The organism is Methylobacterium sp. PvR107, assembly GCF_017833295.1.
Lineage (GTDB): Bacteria > Pseudomonadota > Alphaproteobacteria > Rhizobiales > Beijerinckiaceae > Methylobacterium.
In genome coordinates this window covers 3,151,705-3,168,795 of the sequence record NZ_JAFIBW010000001.1, presented here as the reverse complement: position 1 = coordinate 3,168,795, position 17,091 = coordinate 3,151,705, and the positions used below count along the sequence as shown (strand labels likewise).

Below are 17,091 nucleotides of genomic sequence, written 5' to 3'. Positions count from 1 at the left end.
ATGCACAATTCGGCTCGCAGATGAGACGCCTCCGCGAGGACGAGTCGGGTCAACCGGCCGCCCAAAGGAAACGCCCGCATGGACGCAGAGATCTACAAGATCTACAAGATCTACGCGATCAAGTACGCGCATCATCACCGTATGGCCCGCGAGAATTTCATCGGCGGGGACATCCACGACGGTCCGATGCCGATCGATTACTTCGTCTGGGTCGTCGTCGGCGGCGGCAGTACCGTCGTCGTCGATACCGGCTTCGACCGCGCGATGGCAACGAAGCGGGGTCGCGACATCGTGCGGCCGGTCGGGGAGGGCTTGGCGCGGATCGGAGTCGATCCGATGCAGGTCGAGGACGTCGTCCTGACCCACCTGCACTACGACCATGCCGGCAACCACGACCTGTTTCCGAAGGCCCGCTTCCATGTACAGGAGCGCGAGATGGCCTTCTGCACCGGCCGCTGCATGTGTCACCCGGAGGTCCGCCACCCGTTCGCCGCCGAGGACGTGAAGGCGATGGTGGACCGCCTGTTCGAGGACCGCGTCCGCTTCCGCGAGACGACCGACACGCTCGTTCCGGGGATCACCCTTCACCGGGTCGGCGGGCATTCGGACGGCCTGCAGATCGTCCGGGTCCGGACCGCGCGGGGCTGGGTCGTGCTGGCCTCCGACGCCGCGCACTTCTACGCCAATATCGGACGCCGGCTCGCCTATCCGATCGTCTACAACGTCGGCGACATGTTCGAGGGCTACCGGACGGTCCGGCGTCTGGCCGACTCCGAGGATCACATCGTCCCGGGCCACGATCCGCAAGTTCTCGCGATCTACCCGCCGGCGGCCGACGACGTCGCCGGCTGGATCGCGCGCGTCGACCTGCCCCCGACCGCTTCACCGACCTACTGACCGGAGGATTCCATGATCGTCGAGATGCGCGTCTATTACTGCGCCCCGACCCGATTGCCGGCCCTGCTGGAGCGGTTCCGCTCCACCACGCTCGGCTTCTTCCAGAAATACGGCATCGAGCAGATCGGATTCTGGACCACGCTCGTCGGGCCCGACAACCACGCGCTCACCTACCTGCTCAAGTGGGACGACATGGCCCAGCGCGAGGCGCGCTGGAACGCCTTCCAGGCCGATCCGGACTGGATCGCCCGCCGCGCCGAGACCGAGAAGGACCGGGCGATCGTCGCCCGGATCGAGAACACCTTCCTCACGCCCACGGACTTCTCCGCCCTGCGCTGACGGGGACACGTGGCGCCGATCCGGTCCAGATGTCGCCCAGCGGCACCAAGAGGGACATTCACGGCATGGAACACAGAACCGTCGGCTTCATCGGTCTCGGCATGATGGGCGACCCCATGAGCCGGTGCCTCGCGAAGGCGGGGCACGCGCTGCACCTGCTCGACGCGGACGCAGGCCGGACCGAGGCGCTCTGCCGGGACCTCGGCGCGACGACGCTCACGCGTGAGAGCGCGGCCGGGCTCGACCTGCTGATCACGATGCTGCCGAACTCGGCCATCGTCGAGACGGTGCTGCTCGACGCGGGCTGGGCCAACGCGCTCCCGGCCGGCGCCACAGTGATCGACATGAGCTCGTCGGAGCCGGTGCGATCCCGCGCCCTCGGCGAGACCCTCGCGGGGAAGGGGCTCGGTTATCTCGACGCGCCGGTGTCGGGCGGCGTGCGGCGGGCGGTGGACGGCACGCTCGCCATCCTTGTCGGCGGCGAGGCGGATCTCCTCGCCCGCTGGCGGCCGGTGCTGGAGGTGATGGGCACGTCGGTGCTGCATATCGGCCCGGCGGGATCGGGCCACGCCGCCAAGGCGCTTAACAACTTCGTCTCCGCCGCGGGCCTGCTCGCCACGGTCGAGGCGCTCCACGTGGCCCAGCGCTTCGGCATCGCGCCGGAGGCCATGACCGACGTGCTCAACGCCTCGTCCGGGCGCAGCAACACCTCCGAGAACAAGGTCAAGCAGTTCATGCTCAGCGGCAGCTTCGCCTCGGGCTTCTCGCTGAAGCTGATGGACAAGGATCTCGGCATCGCCGGCGCCCTGGCCGAGTCGGTCGATTACCCGCTCGGCTTCGGCCGGCACTGCATCGAGACCTGGCACGCGATCGCCGGCGAGGTCGGGCCCGCGGCCGACCACACCGAGATGTACCGCCTGCTGGCCGAAGGAGCCTGAGACGATGGCGCTCCCGGATCTGAGCCGCTTCTACATTGGCGGCGCCTGGGTCGAGCCGGCTGCGGCCCAGCCGTTCCCGCTGATCGATCCCGCCACCGAGACGGCGTTCGGCACCCTCGCGCTCGGCAGCGCCGAGGATGTCGACCGGGCGGTCCGCGCGGCCCGCGCCGCCTTCCCGGCCTTCTCGGAGACGGCGCCCGCCGCGCGTGTCGCGCTCCTGCGCCGGATCCTCGCGCTCTTCGAGGAGCGGTTCGAGACCTTCGCCGAGACGATCCGGCAGGAGATGGGCTCGCCGATCGGCTTCGCCCGCAAGGGGCAGGCGGCACGGGGACCGGCGCACCTCAACGCGCTCATCGAGGTGATGGAGCGCTTCGCGTTCGAGGAGGATCGCGGCACCACCCGGATCCGGCGCGAGTCGATCGGCGTCTGCGGCCTGATCACGCCCTGGAACTGGCCGATCAACCAGATCGTCGTGAAGATCGCCCCGGCGCTCGCGGCCGGCTGCACCATGGTGCTGAAGCCCAGCGAGTACTCGGCGGTCAGCGCGCTGCTGTTCGCGCAGGTTCTGCACGACGCGGGCGTGCCGCCCGGCGTGTTCAACCTCGTGAACGGGGACGGCCCCGGCGTCGGCGCCGCGATCGCCGCGCATCCGGGGATCGACATGGTCTCGTTCACCGGGTCGACCCGCGCCGGCATCGAGATCGCCCGGGCGGCGGCCCCGACCATCAAGCGCGTCGCGCAGGAGCTCGGCGGCAAGTCCGCCAACATCCTGCTCGCGGACGTCGACTTCGATCAGGCGGTCCGGCGCGGCGTCGCGGCCTGCTGCACCAATTCCGGCCAGTCCTGCTCGATCCCGACCCGGATGCTCGTGCCCCGGGCCCGGATGGACGAGGTGGCCACCATCGCGGCCGAGACGGCGGCGGGCTTCCGCCTCGGCCCGACCGCCGATCCCGAGACGGATCTCGGGCCGGTGGTCAACCGGAACCAGTACGAGCGCGTCGTCGGGCTGATCCGCACCGGCATCGCGGAGGGCGCGCGTCTCGTCGCCGGCGGCCCGGAGCGGCCGGACCACCTCGATCGCGGCTTCTACGTCCGCCCGACGGTCTTCGCCGACGTGACCCCCGACATGACCATCGCGCGGGAGGAGATCTTCGGGCCTGTCCTGTCGATCCTCGCCTACGACAGCGAGGACGACGCCGTCGCGATCGCCAACGGGTCGCGCTACGGGCTCGCCGCCTACGTGCAGGGGCGGGACCGCGACCGGGCGCGCGCCGTGGCGCGTCGGCTGGTCGGCGGGCAGGTCCACATCAACTACCCGCCCCCGGACGTCCACGCGCCGTTCGGCGGTTACCGCCAGTCCGGCAACGGCCGGGAATGGGGCGAGGCCGGTCTCCAGGAATACCTCGAGACGAAGGCGATGATCGGCTTCGGCCTCGACTGATCCATCCCGCGCGCTGCGGCCGGCGCCTGCGCGCACCGGCCTCGACCAGGAGAACCAGATGTCCGACGAGAGCGAGCTGTTCGGCCAGGGTTTCGAGAACCGCAAGACCGTCCTGGGCGCCGCCCATGTCGAGAAATCCTGGGCCAATGCCGACGCGTTCAACCGTCCGGTCCAGCGGCTCGTCACCGAGTATTGCTGGGGCGCGGTCTGGGGCGACGAGACGCTGCCGTTCAAGACCCGCAGCATGCTCAACATCGCGATGTTGACCGCGATGAACCAGCACCACGAGCTCGGCGTCCACGTCAAAGGCGCCCTCAACAACGGCGTGACCAAGGACGAGATCCAGGCCGTGCTGATGCAGGCGCTCGTCTATTGCGGCGCCCCGGCGGCCCTGGCCGCCTTCCGGACCGCCTCCGCGGCGATCGCCGCGTGGGACGCGGAGCACGCCGGCGGGCGCTGATCTCGCGAACGACCGCGCGGGCACGCACCCGCGCCCCGCACCGACGCAGTCAAAAAAATTGCGCGGCAGACGAACAGGGAAGGAGACGCCATGTCGGTCACGTCGGCAGCCTTGGCAACGGACGCGGCGGGCGTGCGCCCGGCGTCGTCCCAGTCGGTCGAGGAGAAGCGTAAGAGCGCCATCCGCGGCGCGTTCTTCTCAGAATACATCGACATGTTCGACATCTACCTGCCGGTCGTCGCACTGGCTCCGGTGATGTTCATGTTCCAGCCGAAGAACCTGTCTCCCCAGATGGAGACGGTGCTGGCGTCGCTGGTCTTCATCACCACCTTGCTCGGCCGCCCGATCGGCGCGCTGATCTTCGGTCTGATCGCCGACAAGGTCGGGCGCCGGTCCGCCTCGATCTACTCGGTGGCGGGGTTCGGCGTGATCACGCTGCTGATCGGCCTGCTGCCCGGCTACGAGACCCTCGGTCTCGCCTCGTACATCCTGCTGGTGCTGCTGCGCTTCCTCGACGGGATCTTCCTCGGGGGCGGCTATACCGGCGCGATGCCGCTCGCCATCGAGTATTCCAAGAAGGACAAGCGCGGCTTCGTCGGCGGTTTGATCATCGCGGGCTTCCCGGCTGCCTATGTCAGCATCAACCTGATCACGATGCTGATGTTCTACCTGTTCCCCCTCGACGGGCCCGGGTCGCCGTACACGGTCTGGGGCTGGCGCATCCCCTTCATCGTCGGCGCGGCGCTGGCCGGCCTGCTCGCGCTCTACTACGTCCACAAGGTCTCGGAATCCGAGGTCTGGAAGAAGGAGGCCGCCGGCGGGGCGGTCCAGGCCGAGACGTCGCCCATGGTGGGACTGCTCTCCGGGAAGGGCGGCCGCGACCTCCTGCAGGTCCTTCTGCTGATGACCGGATTCTGGATGACGCAGAACATCATCACGATCTACATGCCGACCGGGTTGCTGGTGAAGACCCTGCACCTCAACGGCTTCGCGCTGACCGCGACGCTGATGATCTGCTACACGATCCTGTTCTTCAGCTATATTGGTTCCGGTCTGATGGGGCAGGTCATCGGCCGCCGACGCTTCTTCGTGATCGTCGGCCCGCTGATCGCGACCGTCGGCGCGTACATCCTCTACACGCTGACCGTCACGCCCGACATGACGTTCGGCACCCGCGTGCTGCTGGTCAGCCTCCTGGCAGTCATCGTGACCTCGCCCTGGGGCGTCATCGTCACTTACATCAACGAGCGCTTCGCCACGGATGTCCGCGCCACCGGCTTCGGCATCGGCTTCAGCCTCTCGGTGGTGATCCCGTCCTTCTACGCCTTCTACATGGATTGGCTGAGCGCGCTGATGCCGCTCGCGCTGACGCCCGTGGCGCTGCTGATCGTCGGCGGCCTGATCGGCACCGTGGGCGCGCTCATCGGGCCGGAGACCAAGGACGTCGATTTCGGCACCGGGTACTGAGCGGGCCGCCGCGCGGAGGACGCAGCATGAACGGGAACCGGATCGGATTCATCGGGCTCGGCAACATGGGCGGCCGCATGACGCGCCGCCTGACCGGGGCGGGAATCGACGTCGTCGGCTTCGACACCGACCGGGAGGCCGCTTCGCGCTGGGGCGCGACGGCCGCGGCCTCGACCGCCGCGGTCGTCGAAGGGGCCGACGTCATCCTCATGTCCCTGCCCGACAGCAAGGTGGTCGAGCGCGTCGTGCTCGGCGAGGGCGGCGTCCTCGCGGGATGCCGGGACGGGCAGATCGTCGTCGATCTCAGCACGGCGGCCGCCAGCTCGACGCGCCGCATCGCCGCGGCGCTGGCCGAGCGCGGCGTCGCCTACGTGGATGCCGGCATCTCCGGCGGCGCCGCGGCGGCCGAGAAAGGTACGCTGACCCTGATGGTCGGCGGCGATCCGGCGGTGATCGACCGGCTCGGCTGGGTGTTCGCGCCGATCGCCCGGAAGGTCGTCGTGATGGGTGCCTCCGGCGCCGGCCACACGACCAAGCTGCTCAACAACTTCCTGAATGCGGTCAGCCTCGCGGCCACCGCGGAGGTCATGGTGGCGGGCAGGAAGGCCGGGCTCGACCTGCACCGGCTCCTAGAGGTGCTGAACGCCTCCAGCGGCGTCAATTTCGCGACGCTGAACCGATTCCCGAAGATCGTGGACGGCGACTACCTGGAAGGCGGCCTGACCGGCAAGCTCATGACCAAGGATGTCGTCCTCTACACCGATCTCCTGCACGAGCTCGGTGTCGCCTCCCTCAACGCAGCGGGCCCGATGGCGACCTTCGGCCTCGCCACGGCGCTCGGCTACGGCGACGTCATCTCCAACCGCGTCGTCGACGCTATCGGCGACGTCTCCGGCGGCGTCCGGCTCCATGGGAACTGACACGAGAACTGAGAGGATACGATGCAGATTTTCCACGGTCGCGAGAAGAGCGCGAAATCCGAGAGCCGCGGGCCGACCTTCACCGGGCAGGTCTGGGCCGATCCGGTGATGCCGTCGACGGGCGGCGTGATGATCAACAACGTCTTCTTCACGCCCGGCGCGCGGACCTTCTGGCACACGCACGCGCAGGGCCAGATCCTGCAGGTGACCGCCGGCAAGGGCTGGATCTGCGTCGCGGGCCAGCAGGCGCAGCCGATCCGGGCGGGCGACATCGTCTGGATCCCCGCGGACGAGCGGCACTGGCACGGCGCGGCCGCCGACAGCTACCTGCTCCACACGGCGATCTCGCTCGGCCAGACCAACTGGCAGGACGAGGTGGTCGAGGCCGATTACGCCGGAGCCACGGTATGACCGGGGCCGCGCCGAACCCGGAGAGCCTCCGGCACACCGTGCAGCAGCAGCTCGGCTACTGGGACGCGGAGCAGGCGGCTCTGGCCGAGCTGTCGCCGGGCTTCCTCGACGCCTGGGCGCGGCTGGCGATGGTGCCGGTGCGCAAGAATCATCTCGGAGCCAAGGACCGCGCCCTGATCGCGCTCTCGGCCGCGACGGCCGCGACGCATCTCTACGCGCCCGGGACCCGCCGCCAGATCCGAAACGCCCTCGACGCGGGCGCGACCGCCGACGAGATCGCGGAGGTGCTCGCGCTGACGGCCACGCTCGGCATCCACGCCTGCAACATCGGTGTGCCGCTGCTGCTGGAGGTGCTGGAGGAGGCCGGGCAGCGAAGCGTCCCCGAGCCGCTGTCGCCGCGGCAGGAGCAGCTGAAGTCCGACTTCACCCGCGATCGGGGCTACTGGCACGCGTTCTGGGACGGACTTCTCGAACTCGATCCCGACCTGTTCGAGGGCTATCTCGACTTCTCGGCGTGGCCCTGGCGCCACGGCGTGCTGACACCGAAAATGAAGGAGTTCGTCTACTGCGCCTTCGACGCGGCGGCGACCCATCTCTACGTGCCGGGCCTGAAGATGCACATGAAGAACGCGCTCGGCTACGGGGCGACCAAGGAGGAACTCATGGAGGTTCTCGAGATCGTCAGCCTGATCGGCATGCACGGCGCGGAACTGGCCGCGCCGATCCTGCTCGACGAGCTGGCCGCGCGGGGCCGGGGCTGACCGACGCGCTTCGGGACATCCCTTGCCACCCGGGGCTGCGTCATGTCACCCGTTTAGCTCATCAGCGCTCCCCGAACACCAGGCGATGAACAAGATCAGGGCCATCCAGCCAGACACGCTCCGTCGGAAGGTCGAGGACGCCGTCCGCGAGGCGATCACCTCGGGCGTCTACGCCCCCGGCGAGCGGCTGATCGAGCGCGAATTGTGCGAGGGGCTCGGCGTCAGCCGCGCCTCCGTGCGCGAGGCCCTGCGCCGGCTCGAGGCCGAGAAGCTGGTCCACACGGTTCCACATCGCGGCCCGGTCGTGGCCTCGATCTCGGTGGAGGAGGCGCGTCAGCTCTACGCGCTGCGGGCTGTCCTGGAAGGCTACGCGGCCCGAGAATTCGCCACCCAGGCTTCGGACGCTGCCGTCACAGAATTCGCTGCGGCAGCCCGGCATCTGCGCGAGGCTGCTAGCAGCGGCAACACGGATCACGTCCTGCGCGCGAAGGGTATTCTATACGATATCATGCTCAGCAATTGCCGAAACGATCTCGTCTACGAGATCCTTTGCGGATTCTACTCCCGAATCAACCTGCTGCGCGCGACATCCCTGATGCATCCCGAGCGGCTGCCACACAGCCTCGCCGAGATCGATGCCCTCGTCGAGGCTTTTCAGGCCCGCGACGCCGCGAAAGCCGAACACGTGGCGCGACTCCATGTCATGAATGCATGTGCGGTCGCCCTGAAGCAGCTCTCGGCGCGCACCCACCAGCAGACGCTCGATGCTGTCAGCTGAGCCTGATTTCTTCTGCCTCGGCAGCGTGACGCGGTCCTGCATATGCGGACGCAGGGTGATTCAACTGTCGGTGGAATAACTCCCCGTCCCGAGACAGAAATTTCCAGCGCCTGCGACCAGTCTTACCGGCGTGTTTTTAGCGGCGAGGCTGGTCGCGGCCATCGGGAGATCGCGTCCGGTGGCAGATCGAACCCGATCCCGCGCAACATCTTCAGGTGCGCCATAAGGGACTTGGGCGAGTCTGCCCGATTTTTCGGCGCGACTCCCATGAAGCGGCGAGCCCGCTTTTGGGGAAGGCATCGTCAGGCCGGACCGGACGTTCGGCTTGGCGCCCATCGTGGTCGGTCAGGCGACGAGGGAATTTGCCCCGAAGCGGCCGCTGACGGAGGCTCGCAAAGCAGCCTTTTCCCTGAGATCTCCTCAGCTTCAGCTTTCCACCTTTCGTGGAAACGCAGCCGACCGAACACGGCCGGGATGAACCGGGTCGTGCCTCAGACGAGCGGCGCCCACCGCGACGGGCCTCCCGGCAAGGACCGAGCAGCCCGCCAAATCCGTCACGACCTTGAGCGGGGCGCTGCCCGACCGGCTCATCCATCACTGTGAGATCGTCGAGACCGGCAATGAGAGCTGGCGCTTCAAGAACCGCGCCTGAGGCCAGAGCTTACGACGCCAAAGCCAGATGTCGGATCGGCTCAGCCGCACCGTATGAGCTTGCGCAGGGGGCCAATTGCGGGCCGATCTGGGGTCCCGTTCCGGGGCTGTGGCGCGGTGCCGGTGCCGACCGGACAGACGTTGCCCGAAGCCCGGCTTGCGGCACGGGCCCCGCGCGACGCCAAAACCCCCGAGCGTAAGACGACCCATTCAACGATGTTCGAAGATCGATCGTCCTAAGATGCCTTACCGATAAATTGGAAGACCGAACCCAATCAGTCCAAGTCCAAGTATCAGGAGGCCGCCACCAACACCTTCTATCAGCACTAGGTGATGCGCGTGCTTGGACGCCGAATTAGATGTGGCAATTCCCGCAACGATACATAAGATGCTGAGGCAGAACATTCTATGGACCAAAAATATTATCCGACAATCGTCGCTTAAATCCTGCAGATAAACAGGATTGAGGCTTCTTAGCAGCAATTCTTTCTGTCGAAAACTAATGATTTCAGTCCCGGATCTGTGAGTGGGTGATTGTGTCTGATGAGCAACAAAGCGCCGTCCCGGAGCACGCGAGCCGCTTCACAGCGCGCTATTTGATCCGTCGCGACGGACATCCTTCGAAGACGTGCCTGATTGAACGCGTGCTCGGCGCGATCCCGGCTGCATCGGTGCGGGACATGATCTCAGGCTGCGGCGCTGAGATTGCACTGGGCGAGGATGAATCCGGCCACCCCAGCGGCGGGTATGGGCCGGCTCAGGAGGTAGCCTTGGACCTCCGAGAAGCCGCTCGCCCGGAGCCGGGCCAGCTGCTCTTCCGTCTCGACGCCCTCGGCCGTTGTAGTGATCTTCAGGCTGCGGCCGAGTTCTGCCACGACATGAACGATCGCGGCGGCCTCGTCCCGTTCCATAAGATTCCGCACAAACGACTGGTCCAGTTTGATCTTGTCGAAGCGGAAACTGTTGAGGGAACTGAGCGACGAGTAGCCCGTGCCGAAATCATCCATCGAGAACCGCACGCCGAGGCGGCGAAGCCGGGTTAGCTTTTCGTAGGTGGCTTGATCTTGGCCGAGGATCACCGATTCGGTGATCTCCAGTTCGAGGCGTTGGCTCGGAAGCCGGGTTGCGTGCAGCACCTCCTCCACGATCTGGTCGATATGACCCTCCCGGAACTGGGCCGGCGAGATGTTGACCGCCACACGCAGCGACCCTGGCCATTCCATCGCGGCCGCGCAGGCAGTCCGGAGGACGTAGACCCCGAGCGCATCGATCAGACCGGTGGCCTCGGCTACCGGCACGAACTCGCCGGGCGAGATCATGCCGCGTTCGGGGTGGTGCCAGCGGGCCAGTGCCTCGAATCCCGTCACCGTGTTGGTGGCGAGCTCGAACAATGGCTGGTAGTGCAGCTCGATCTGTCCATTCTCGATCGCGATGCGCAGCTCGCGCTCGATCCAGCGCCGGTGATGCTGACGCTCCTCCATCTCCGGCTCGAAGGCGCGCACCCTTCGGCCGCCATCGGCCTTGGCGACGTAGAGCGCGAGGTCGGCGCGGCGGAGGAGATCGTCGCCGTCGGCATCGGTCGGTGTTGAGATCGCGATCCCGAGGCTCGCATCGGCGGAGACGAACTGATCGGCGATGAGGAACGGGCGCCGCAGCTGAACCAGAGCCTCCTCCGCCAGCCTGAGCACGCCATCCCCAAGTTCCGACCCGGACAGGACCATCGCGAACTCGTCGCCGCCGAGGCGTGCCACGGTGCTGCCCGGCGGGCTCAAGGCCGTCAGCCGGCCGCCGACTTGACGGAGCAGATCGTCGCCCGCGGGATGGCCGAAGGTGTCGTTCACCCCCTTGAAGTCGTCGAGGTCGAGGCAGATGACCGCAACGGCGCGGCCGCCCCTGGCGAGTTCCGAGAACGCCGAGCCCAGACGTTCGGCGAGCAGCGTCCGGTTCGGAAGCCCCGTCAGGGCGTCGTGGGTTGCCAAGTGCGTGATGCGCGCCTGCGCGATCACGCTCGTGGTGACGTCCTCGTGCGTCTCGACCCAGCCTCCGTCGACCATCGACTGAATGGCGATCTCGACGCAGCGTCCGTCGGCAAGGGTTGCGGTCGTCACGCGGCCGTGTGCACCTAAGTCCCGGCCCGCCAGATCGGCGAGTCCGGCCAGCGACCAGACATCGGAATGGTTTGGATCGGGCCCAAGAGCCTCGGGTGCGATCCTGTAGATGCGGAGGAACTGCGCGTTCGAGACCTTGAGGCGGCCGTTCGCGTCGAACATGCACAGGCCCTGGGACATGTTGTTCAGGGCCGCGTCGAACCGCTCGTTCTGCTCCTCTAGCTGCGCCTCCCGCTCCGTCAGGATCTGGTTCTTGGCGAAGACGTCGTCGCGCAGCTGGTCCCGCTCCGCGAGGGAGTGCTCCAGGACGACCACCGCACGGGCGATGTCGCCGACCTCGTCTTCGCGCCGGACGTCCGGCACTGCCACATGCCAGTTTCCCCGCGCGACTTCGGCGACTGTCTGGGTGATCCGCACCAGCGGACGGGTGATGCGGCTCGACAGGAACAGGAGCACGATCGCCACGAGGCACAGGGTCAGGCCCGCGACGACGCAGAGCGTCGTCAGGAGGGAACGGGAGCTCGCCTCGCCGATCTCGACGACCTTGTTCTTGATCTCCTCGAGCTCCCGCAGGGGTGCCGCGACGCACAGCCGGATCTCCTGCGCCACTGGGATGCAGCGCGCGACCTTCTCGGCGCCGGCGATCGGCTGAAGGCCCGACGCGGAGACAACGCCGAGTCCCGCGCTAAGGATCTCGGCGCCCGCCGATGAGAGAAGGCGGGCGCCCGCGAGGATGAGGACGTCGCGTCCGCTCAGCGCGGAGAAAGCCGTCAGGATTTCCTCGCGCGGGCGGAGCACCCGGTAGCCGACCAAACCGCCGATCACTTCGCCGAACTCGTCGAACAGCGGTTGACCGAAGACGTCGACGAGCGATCCGGTCTCGTCCGCGGCGAGCGCGCCGGCCAAAGCGGGGTCCCAGCGCAGGGACATCACGAACCCAGTCGAACGTTCGCGGTCGTTCCTGGCTATCATCCCGCGCAGCGCGGCCGCCAGGGGTGTCTGCGCGAGCGCCGAGTTGGCCGTGAGCAGGTCCGCCTCGACCCGGTCGGCAGTAAGCGCCCGCAAATTCTGGTCGAAGGCGATCACCCCGTCGAGATCCGCGAGCGAAAGGGCGGGTCGCATGAGCTCGGACGCTGCCACCGTGTTACCGGAGAACACGGCCTTGGACACGTCCCAGCGCTTGGCCATTGTGGCGAAGCGCCGTTCCACATCTTCGCGTTGCATCTGGAGCCGCGCCGCCGCGAGCTTTGCGTCGCTCAGTAGGCGGCCCGAGAGCTGGGCTTCCGACCAGCGCGAGATCTCGTGGGCCTGCTCGCTCAGGGTCTGCCCGGAGCGCAGCGCCACGAGAAAGACGAGGGCCGCGAGGGCGATCGCGGCCGTCGAGAGCGTCGCGCCCACGAGGCGCGCGCGCAGGGAACGCGAGAACGGATTCCGCGTCACGGCTTGAGCGGAGCGCCGCCCCGCTCCTCCAGCAGGCGCTTCGCGTGGTCGGAGGTCGCGAAGGCGAGGAAATCGGCCGCCGCGGCGTCGCGCGTGGCGGCCTTGTAGATCAGCGCCAGGGTCACCGCGCTGGGGTAGGCAGGATCGCGCGGCGTGTTGCCGTCGATCGCGAGTACGGTGAGGTCTCCCGCCAGCGCGGGCGAAAACGGGCCAAAGCCGATCGCGCCGGGGGTCTGGCGCACGGTCTCGATGGCGTCCTGGGTCGTGGTCGCGGTTTTCGAGCGGCTCGTCAGGACGAGATCCCGCCAGCCTCCCATGCTTGACCGAAGGACCGCCAAAGTGCTGTCCGTGTCCTCGCGCCGGACGACACGGATCTTGAGGTCAGGGCCGCCGACAGCACTCCAATTGTCGGTCGTCCCGGCGAAGATCGCTGCTACCTGCGCGCTCGTCAGGCCTGTCACGCCGACGCCGCCGTGTACGAAGAACGCGGAGGGAATACGTGTCAACGGCACCTCGACGAGGCCTTGCCCCTTCTCCGCCTCAGTGAGAGGGCGAGCCACTCGGCCGAGCTTCTGCCGCTCGCCGCCGACCGCCGCGACCGCGCCGCCCGACCCGATACTCGGCGGGACTGTCACCCGCACCGCGCCGCCCGCATTGTAGGCCGTCGCGATTGCCTGCAGCATCTCGATTCCATCGCCTGTGCCGACGATGGCGAGGTCTTCTGCCCACGCACCGAATGACAGCGCCAAGAAGGCCAAGGCTGCCACGGGAAGCTTGCGGAGACTGACGAACGCAGGTGCCATGGCCGCAACCTGCTATCTGAGTGGTTAAATTGGTGTCACCGAATACGTGGATACCAATCTTTGGTTGATGATCCTTTAGACCACAGGCTCGGTTTTGGTTGTCTGATGACGCGTAACCCGCTGGAGGAGGCGCTGGATGAAATTCAGTTCCGCCGGGTGCTTCGTCGTGCCGGTCCGCTCGGCGGCATAGAAAGGGTCCGCGTAGCAGGTTGCCCCTGCCGCCGCGGCCAGGAATTGCACTGCCGCGACCAACTCAGGCCCTCCAGCGGTGACGACCGTGTCATCCGCGGTGAGCATCGGGAGATGCAGCGTCGGCCGACCGGGGCGTGCGTCGTCAGGCGGGTTCGCGCCGCTGCAGGTCAGGGTCGTCGCAGCCCCCCGTTCGCGCAGCCATTGCAGGGCTGGACGCATGTAGAGGTTGTGCGCATGACGCGCTCCTGCCACGACCACTATGTCGCGCTCCGGCTCACGCAGGCGGCTCGCCCGCGCCACCGCCCAGGCCGGCGCGAAGCCCACCCCGGCCGATACCACGACGAGGCGCCCCCGTCCGAGCCGGTGGAAGGCGTGGCCGAACGGACCCTCGACCTTGACGGCGGATCCGGGACTGATCTGCTTCCCGAGCTGTGACGAGACCGCGCCACCGTCAAGCTGGCGGATCGAGAAGATCAGCTCGTTCAGCTCACCCGATCCGTCTGTGCGCAGGGTTGGGCTGTAGTCCCGTGGCGGGCAGCCTGGGAAGGTGACGCGGACGTATTGCCCCGGCAGATAGGCAAGCCGCTTGCGCAGCGTCACCGTGACCTCGACGATTTCGGGGGTCAGGGCGACCACGCTCTCGACCGTCCCGCTGCGCCGGACGACATCGGGCACCTCGTCGAATTCGATGACCGTCTCGGTCGTAAGTCGCGCCCGGCAGGCGAGCACCGTGTCGCCGACCCGCGTGCCCCCATCGTCGACGGTGCCCGAATAGACCCGCACACGGCATGTGTCGCACTGCCCTGTGGCGCAATCGTGCGGGATCGCGCGACCGCCGGCGAGACCGGCATCGAGCAGCGTCTGCCCGGCGCTCGCCGTCACGCGGCGACCGTTAATGACGAGGGCGACCTGTCCAGCCATCGTCGCCAATCCGCGTCAGCGCAACAGGACTTCGACCGGCCGCATGTGCCGGGTGTGGCGCGTCTGCGTGTGGTCGAAGGCCGAGACGTACAGGTAGAAGACGTTGCCGGGCAGGAAGTCCACGTCGTACTTGCTGCCGCTTGCGACCTTGCGCGAGGCGACCAGGGTCCAGTGGTCGTCGGCCCAGTGGGCCGCCGCCGTAATGCCCGCCCGGTCGCCGGTGTAGCCCTCCGTCAGCAGCACGCCGGGCATGACGGTGCCCACCGGGATCTCCGCGTCGACATCCTTCGCGTACGGCACCGTTTCGGATGCCTCGACCATCCACCAAGCCGCGCCCTCCGAGGCGCTGGCATCGGGATCGAGATCCACTGTGCCGAGCTTGGCCTTGGTGGCGCGCCAGTCCTTGGGGAGCCGCAAAGGCTCGACCGCGCCGGTATAGCCGCCCGGCCCCTCGAAGCGGAAATTGTAGCGGTAGGCGCTGGTGCCCGGATCGCCCCAGTAGCCCGCCTGATAGCGCCCCTTGATTGCGCGCTCCGCTGGGGTCGGATCGGTCGGCGGCCCAATATGCATGTCCTCGACCACGCCGAGCATGCCGCCCCGTCCCGATTTCCACTGCCACATATCGATGTAGCTACCGTCGGTGGTGTAGTGGTAGCCGCGGCCGTTCAAGGGGGCCGGCGCGTCGGGCAGCGGCCTGGCACCCAGATGCGTCGAACCGCCGGAGCCGAAGGCGTCGGAACGCGAGAAGATAACCGCGAGCTTATCCTCGTAATAGGCGGTGACGTCGGCCTTCGCGGCGTTCGAGTCGAGGAGGTGCCAGCCGTCCTCGCGCTTGATCATCGGCACACGCTTCAGGGAGCGCGACGGGTCCCACCAGCGGAAGGCAAAATAGACGGTCTTGTCGTCCCGCACGGCGCGGATCTCGACCGTGGTCTCGCCGGTGCCGCCGAAATTTGCACCCTGCATCGTTCGGACCGAGACGGGGCGGGCGGTCTTCCAGACCGGATCGTCGAGCAGCTTGCCGAGGTCGGGCCCGGCCGGCACCCGGTCCACCACGAGGGTCGAACGGCCGGCGAAATCCGCCCAGGCCAGGCCGCCCACCACCGGGATGGCGAGGGCAGCGGCCGCGAGCAGCGGCTGGCTCCGGCGAACCGCCGCGTCCGCTAGGGGCGCGGGACGGAACAGCCTGAGGAGCTGCCAGACGCCCCCGTACATGAAATGCGCGAGGGTATGGACCGCGATGTAGCCTAGTGCCACCAGGGCACAGGTGGCGTGCAGCCACACGACCCATCCGCCGTAGCCGAGATACAGCACTATGCCGGTGCCCGTGAGGATGAGGGTGATGGCGTAGACCGCCCAGTGCAGGGCGACGTTGATGCCGCCCCAGCGGGCCTTCCGGGCGGCTTTCGTGCGGCCGCTGACGAAGATCGCGCGTAAACGGGACAGGCCGTTGCGCTCCGCCAAGCGGCCACGAACGAGGTAGACGAGATAGGCGGTGATGCCGAAGAACAGGCTGAGGCCGGCGACAAAGTGGACCGTCCAGACCTCGCCCTGAGGCAGCAGCGGCGCTAGGAACTTGGCGGTCCGCGCCACCGGCGCGTCGGCCGAGATCCGAAGGCCCGTGATCAGGCTCGCGATCATCGCGACGGCGACGATCCAATGGATCACGATCGTGCCCGTGTCTGATCGTGGATGCCGGTCGGCGAGCGTTGCCAAGCTTACTTGCCGTTCCCGACCGGGCGCTGTCTCGGCTGGCGGATGCGGCGCGAGTGTGTCAGACATTCTGGTCACCCAGTCGCTCGCGCGTTCCGAACGCAGTAAGCAGGTTCTTTCTCAACTTAAGGCTGACGGACGGTTATTGCCAAGGTTGTGAATTCGAGAAAGCGGTGAAATTCCGGGAGTGTGACGGGACTGCACTTGAAGCGCCCGTTCGCCGTCGGCCGCCGGGGATCAGGCGCGATCCGGCAGGGATCGAAGTGCGATGACTGGAAGTCAGAGTGACGTTCAGGATACCCGAGGCAGGTCGGTAGAAGGCCGTCCGCTTTTCCAGCAAGCAGGCTCCGAAGCGGCTGTTCCGCTATCGGCCCTGGCTGTGTCAAAACCTCGATGGTGGTAGCTTTGTCCTGCTCGCCCGGAGGATGGCATGGGACGGTGCGTGGTCGGTGCCGAGCGCGATCAGACGACGCTATTTCCGCCTTGCCTGAAAGATTAAATCGCCGAGGACAACCCTGTCCGCGTCGTCGATGCCTTCGTGGATGCCCTGGAACGCGGCGCGCTCGGCTTTGCGGGGGGGGGGGGCGATGCAGCACGCACGGGGCGACCGGGCTACCATCCGGCCGCTCTCCTGAAGCTCTACGTCTACGGCTATCTCAACCGGGTCCCGTCGAGCCGACGGTTGGAGCGCGAGGCGGGCCGCAATGTCGAGGTCATGTGGCTGACCGGCCAGCTGTCACCCGATCATAAGACCATTGCCGAGTTCCGTCGGCAGAACGGGCTGGCCATCGGTCGCGTCTGTGCCCGCTTCGGCGCCTTGTGCCGCGCGATGGGCCTTCTGACGGGGACGT

14 protein-coding genes and 2 pseudogenes are annotated in these 17,091 nt (G+C 67.5%); 12 read left to right on the top strand and 4 right to left on the bottom strand.

Annotation, left to right across the window (positions count from 1 at the left end):
- Positions 1 to 78 precede the first annotated feature (78 nt).
- From JOE48_RS14955 to JOE48_RS14905, 11 genes and pseudogenes are all read left to right on the top strand, one after another.
- On the top strand, positions 79 to 897 hold the full coding sequence (locus tag JOE48_RS14955; RefSeq protein WP_210030967.1) for an N-acyl homoserine lactonase family protein: 819 nt from the start codon (positions 79 to 81) through the stop codon (positions 895 to 897).
- Positions 898 to 909: 12 nt separating this feature from the next.
- Entirely contained in the window at positions 910 to 1,236 is a 327-nt protein-coding gene (locus JOE48_RS14950; RefSeq protein ID WP_210030966.1) for an NIPSNAP family protein, read from the top strand.
- Positions 1,237 to 1,301: 65 nt separating this feature from the next.
- The gene (locus tag JOE48_RS14945; protein ID WP_210030965.1) at positions 1,302 to 2,174 is read left to right on the top strand and encodes an NAD(P)-dependent oxidoreductase; all 873 of its coding nucleotides are present in this window, start codon (positions 1,302 to 1,304) and stop codon (positions 2,172 to 2,174) included.
- Between the two features lie 4 nt (positions 2,175 to 2,178).
- Complete coding sequence (locus JOE48_RS14940; protein WP_210030963.1) at positions 2,179 to 3,615, top strand: aldehyde dehydrogenase family protein; 1,437 nt, start codon at positions 2,179 to 2,181, stop codon at positions 3,613 to 3,615.
- Between the two features lie 58 nt (positions 3,616 to 3,673).
- Positions 3,674 to 4,075 (top strand): carboxymuconolactone decarboxylase family protein, encoded by a 402-nt coding sequence (locus JOE48_RS14935; RefSeq protein WP_210030961.1) that lies wholly within the window; start codon positions 3,674 to 3,676, stop codon positions 4,073 to 4,075.
- 90 nt (positions 4,076 to 4,165) lie between these two features.
- Entirely contained in the window at positions 4,166 to 5,542 is a 1,377-nt protein-coding gene (locus JOE48_RS14930; RefSeq protein ID WP_210030952.1) for an MFS transporter, read from the top strand.
- The gene (locus JOE48_RS14925; RefSeq protein WP_280921370.1) at positions 5,539 to 6,462 is read left to right on the top strand and encodes an NAD(P)-dependent oxidoreductase; all 924 of its coding nucleotides are present in this window, start codon (positions 5,539 to 5,541) and stop codon (positions 6,460 to 6,462) included. Before JOE48_RS14930 ends, JOE48_RS14925 begins: the two co-directional genes overlap by 4 nt.
- 21 nt (positions 6,463 to 6,483) lie before the next feature.
- On the top strand, positions 6,484 to 6,873 hold the full coding sequence (locus JOE48_RS14920) for a cupin domain-containing protein (protein WP_210030948.1): 390 nt from the start codon (positions 6,484 to 6,486) through the stop codon (positions 6,871 to 6,873).
- On the top strand, positions 6,870 to 7,634 hold the full coding sequence (locus tag JOE48_RS14915) for a carboxymuconolactone decarboxylase family protein (RefSeq protein ID WP_210030946.1): 765 nt from the start codon (positions 6,870 to 6,872) through the stop codon (positions 7,632 to 7,634). The genes JOE48_RS14920 and JOE48_RS14915 overlap by 4 nt, the downstream gene beginning before the upstream one ends.
- A gap of 85 nt (positions 7,635 to 7,719) precedes the next feature.
- The gene (locus JOE48_RS14910; RefSeq protein WP_210030943.1) at positions 7,720 to 8,412 is read left to right on the top strand and encodes a GntR family transcriptional regulator; all 693 of its coding nucleotides are present in this window, start codon (positions 7,720 to 7,722) and stop codon (positions 8,410 to 8,412) included.
- A 562-nt stretch (positions 8,413 to 8,974) separates the two neighbouring features.
- Positions 8,975 to 9,064: pseudogene (locus tag JOE48_RS14905) on the top strand (ATP-binding protein); the annotation flags it as partial.
- 685 nt (positions 9,065 to 9,749) lie between these two features.
- Here JOE48_RS14905 and JOE48_RS14900 read toward each other — a convergent pair.
- The 4 genes from JOE48_RS14900 to JOE48_RS14885 all read right to left on the bottom strand — a co-directional run bounded on the left by JOE48_RS14900 (position 9,750) and on the right by JOE48_RS14885 (position 16,309).
- The gene (locus tag JOE48_RS14900; RefSeq protein ID WP_210030942.1) at positions 9,750 to 12,611 is read right to left on the bottom strand and encodes an EAL domain-containing protein; all 2,862 of its coding nucleotides are present in this window, start codon (positions 12,609 to 12,611) and stop codon (positions 9,750 to 9,752) included.
- Complete coding sequence (locus tag JOE48_RS14895) at positions 12,608 to 13,414, bottom strand: PstS family phosphate ABC transporter substrate-binding protein (RefSeq protein ID WP_210030941.1); 807 nt, start codon at positions 13,412 to 13,414, stop codon at positions 12,608 to 12,610. Before JOE48_RS14895 ends, JOE48_RS14900 begins: the two co-directional genes overlap by 4 nt.
- A gap of 75 nt (positions 13,415 to 13,489) precedes the next feature.
- The gene (locus tag JOE48_RS14890) at positions 13,490 to 14,527 is read right to left on the bottom strand and encodes a 2Fe-2S iron-sulfur cluster-binding protein (RefSeq protein WP_210030940.1); all 1,038 of its coding nucleotides are present in this window, start codon (positions 14,525 to 14,527) and stop codon (positions 13,490 to 13,492) included.
- A 15-nt stretch (positions 14,528 to 14,542) separates the two neighbouring features.
- Positions 14,543 to 16,309: an ethylbenzene dehydrogenase-related protein gene (locus tag JOE48_RS14885; protein ID WP_210030938.1), complete on the bottom strand. Its 1,767-nt coding sequence runs from the start codon at positions 16,307 to 16,309 to the stop codon at positions 14,543 to 14,545.
- Positions 16,310 to 16,778: 469 nt separating this feature from the next.
- Between JOE48_RS14885 and JOE48_RS31240 the strand changes: the two are divergent.
- Positions 16,779 to 17,009 (top strand): annotated as a pseudogene (locus JOE48_RS31240) (transposase); the annotation flags it as partial.
- Positions 17,010 to 17,091 lie beyond the last annotated feature (82 nt).

Excerpts from the sequence above, each read along its gene's own strand:
- JOE48_RS14920 (WP_210030948.1), top strand. The coding sequence starts at position 6,484 with ATGCAGATTTTCCACGGTCGCGAGAAGAGCGCGAAATCCGAGAGCCGC.
- JOE48_RS14885 (WP_210030938.1), bottom strand. The coding sequence starts at position 16,309 with ATGTCTGACACACTCGCGCCGCATCCGCCAGCCGAGACAGCGCCCGGT.
- JOE48_RS14950 (WP_210030966.1), top strand. The coding sequence starts at position 910 with ATGATCGTCGAGATGCGCGTCTATTACTGCGCCCCGACCCGATTGCCG.
- JOE48_RS14930 (WP_210030952.1), top strand. The coding sequence starts at position 4,166 with ATGTCGGTCACGTCGGCAGCCTTGGCAACGGACGCGGCGGGCGTGCGC.
- JOE48_RS14935 (WP_210030961.1), top strand. The coding sequence starts at position 3,674 with ATGTCCGACGAGAGCGAGCTGTTCGGCCAGGGTTTCGAGAACCGCAAG.
- JOE48_RS14955 (WP_210030967.1), top strand. The coding sequence starts at position 79 with ATGGACGCAGAGATCTACAAGATCTACAAGATCTACGCGATCAAGTAC.
- JOE48_RS14895 (WP_210030941.1), bottom strand. The coding sequence starts at position 13,414 with ATGGCACCTGCGTTCGTCAGTCTCCGCAAGCTTCCCGTGGCAGCCTTG.
- JOE48_RS14910 (WP_210030943.1), top strand. The coding sequence starts at position 7,720 with ATGAACAAGATCAGGGCCATCCAGCCAGACACGCTCCGTCGGAAGGTC.
- JOE48_RS14890 (WP_210030940.1), bottom strand. The coding sequence starts at position 14,527 with ATGGCTGGACAGGTCGCCCTCGTCATTAACGGTCGCCGCGTGACGGCG.
- JOE48_RS14940 (WP_210030963.1), top strand. The coding sequence starts at position 2,179 with ATGGCGCTCCCGGATCTGAGCCGCTTCTACATTGGCGGCGCCTGGGTC.
- JOE48_RS14945 (WP_210030965.1), top strand. The coding sequence starts at position 1,302 with ATGGAACACAGAACCGTCGGCTTCATCGGTCTCGGCATGATGGGCGAC.
- JOE48_RS14915 (WP_210030946.1), top strand. The coding sequence starts at position 6,870 with ATGACCGGGGCCGCGCCGAACCCGGAGAGCCTCCGGCACACCGTGCAG.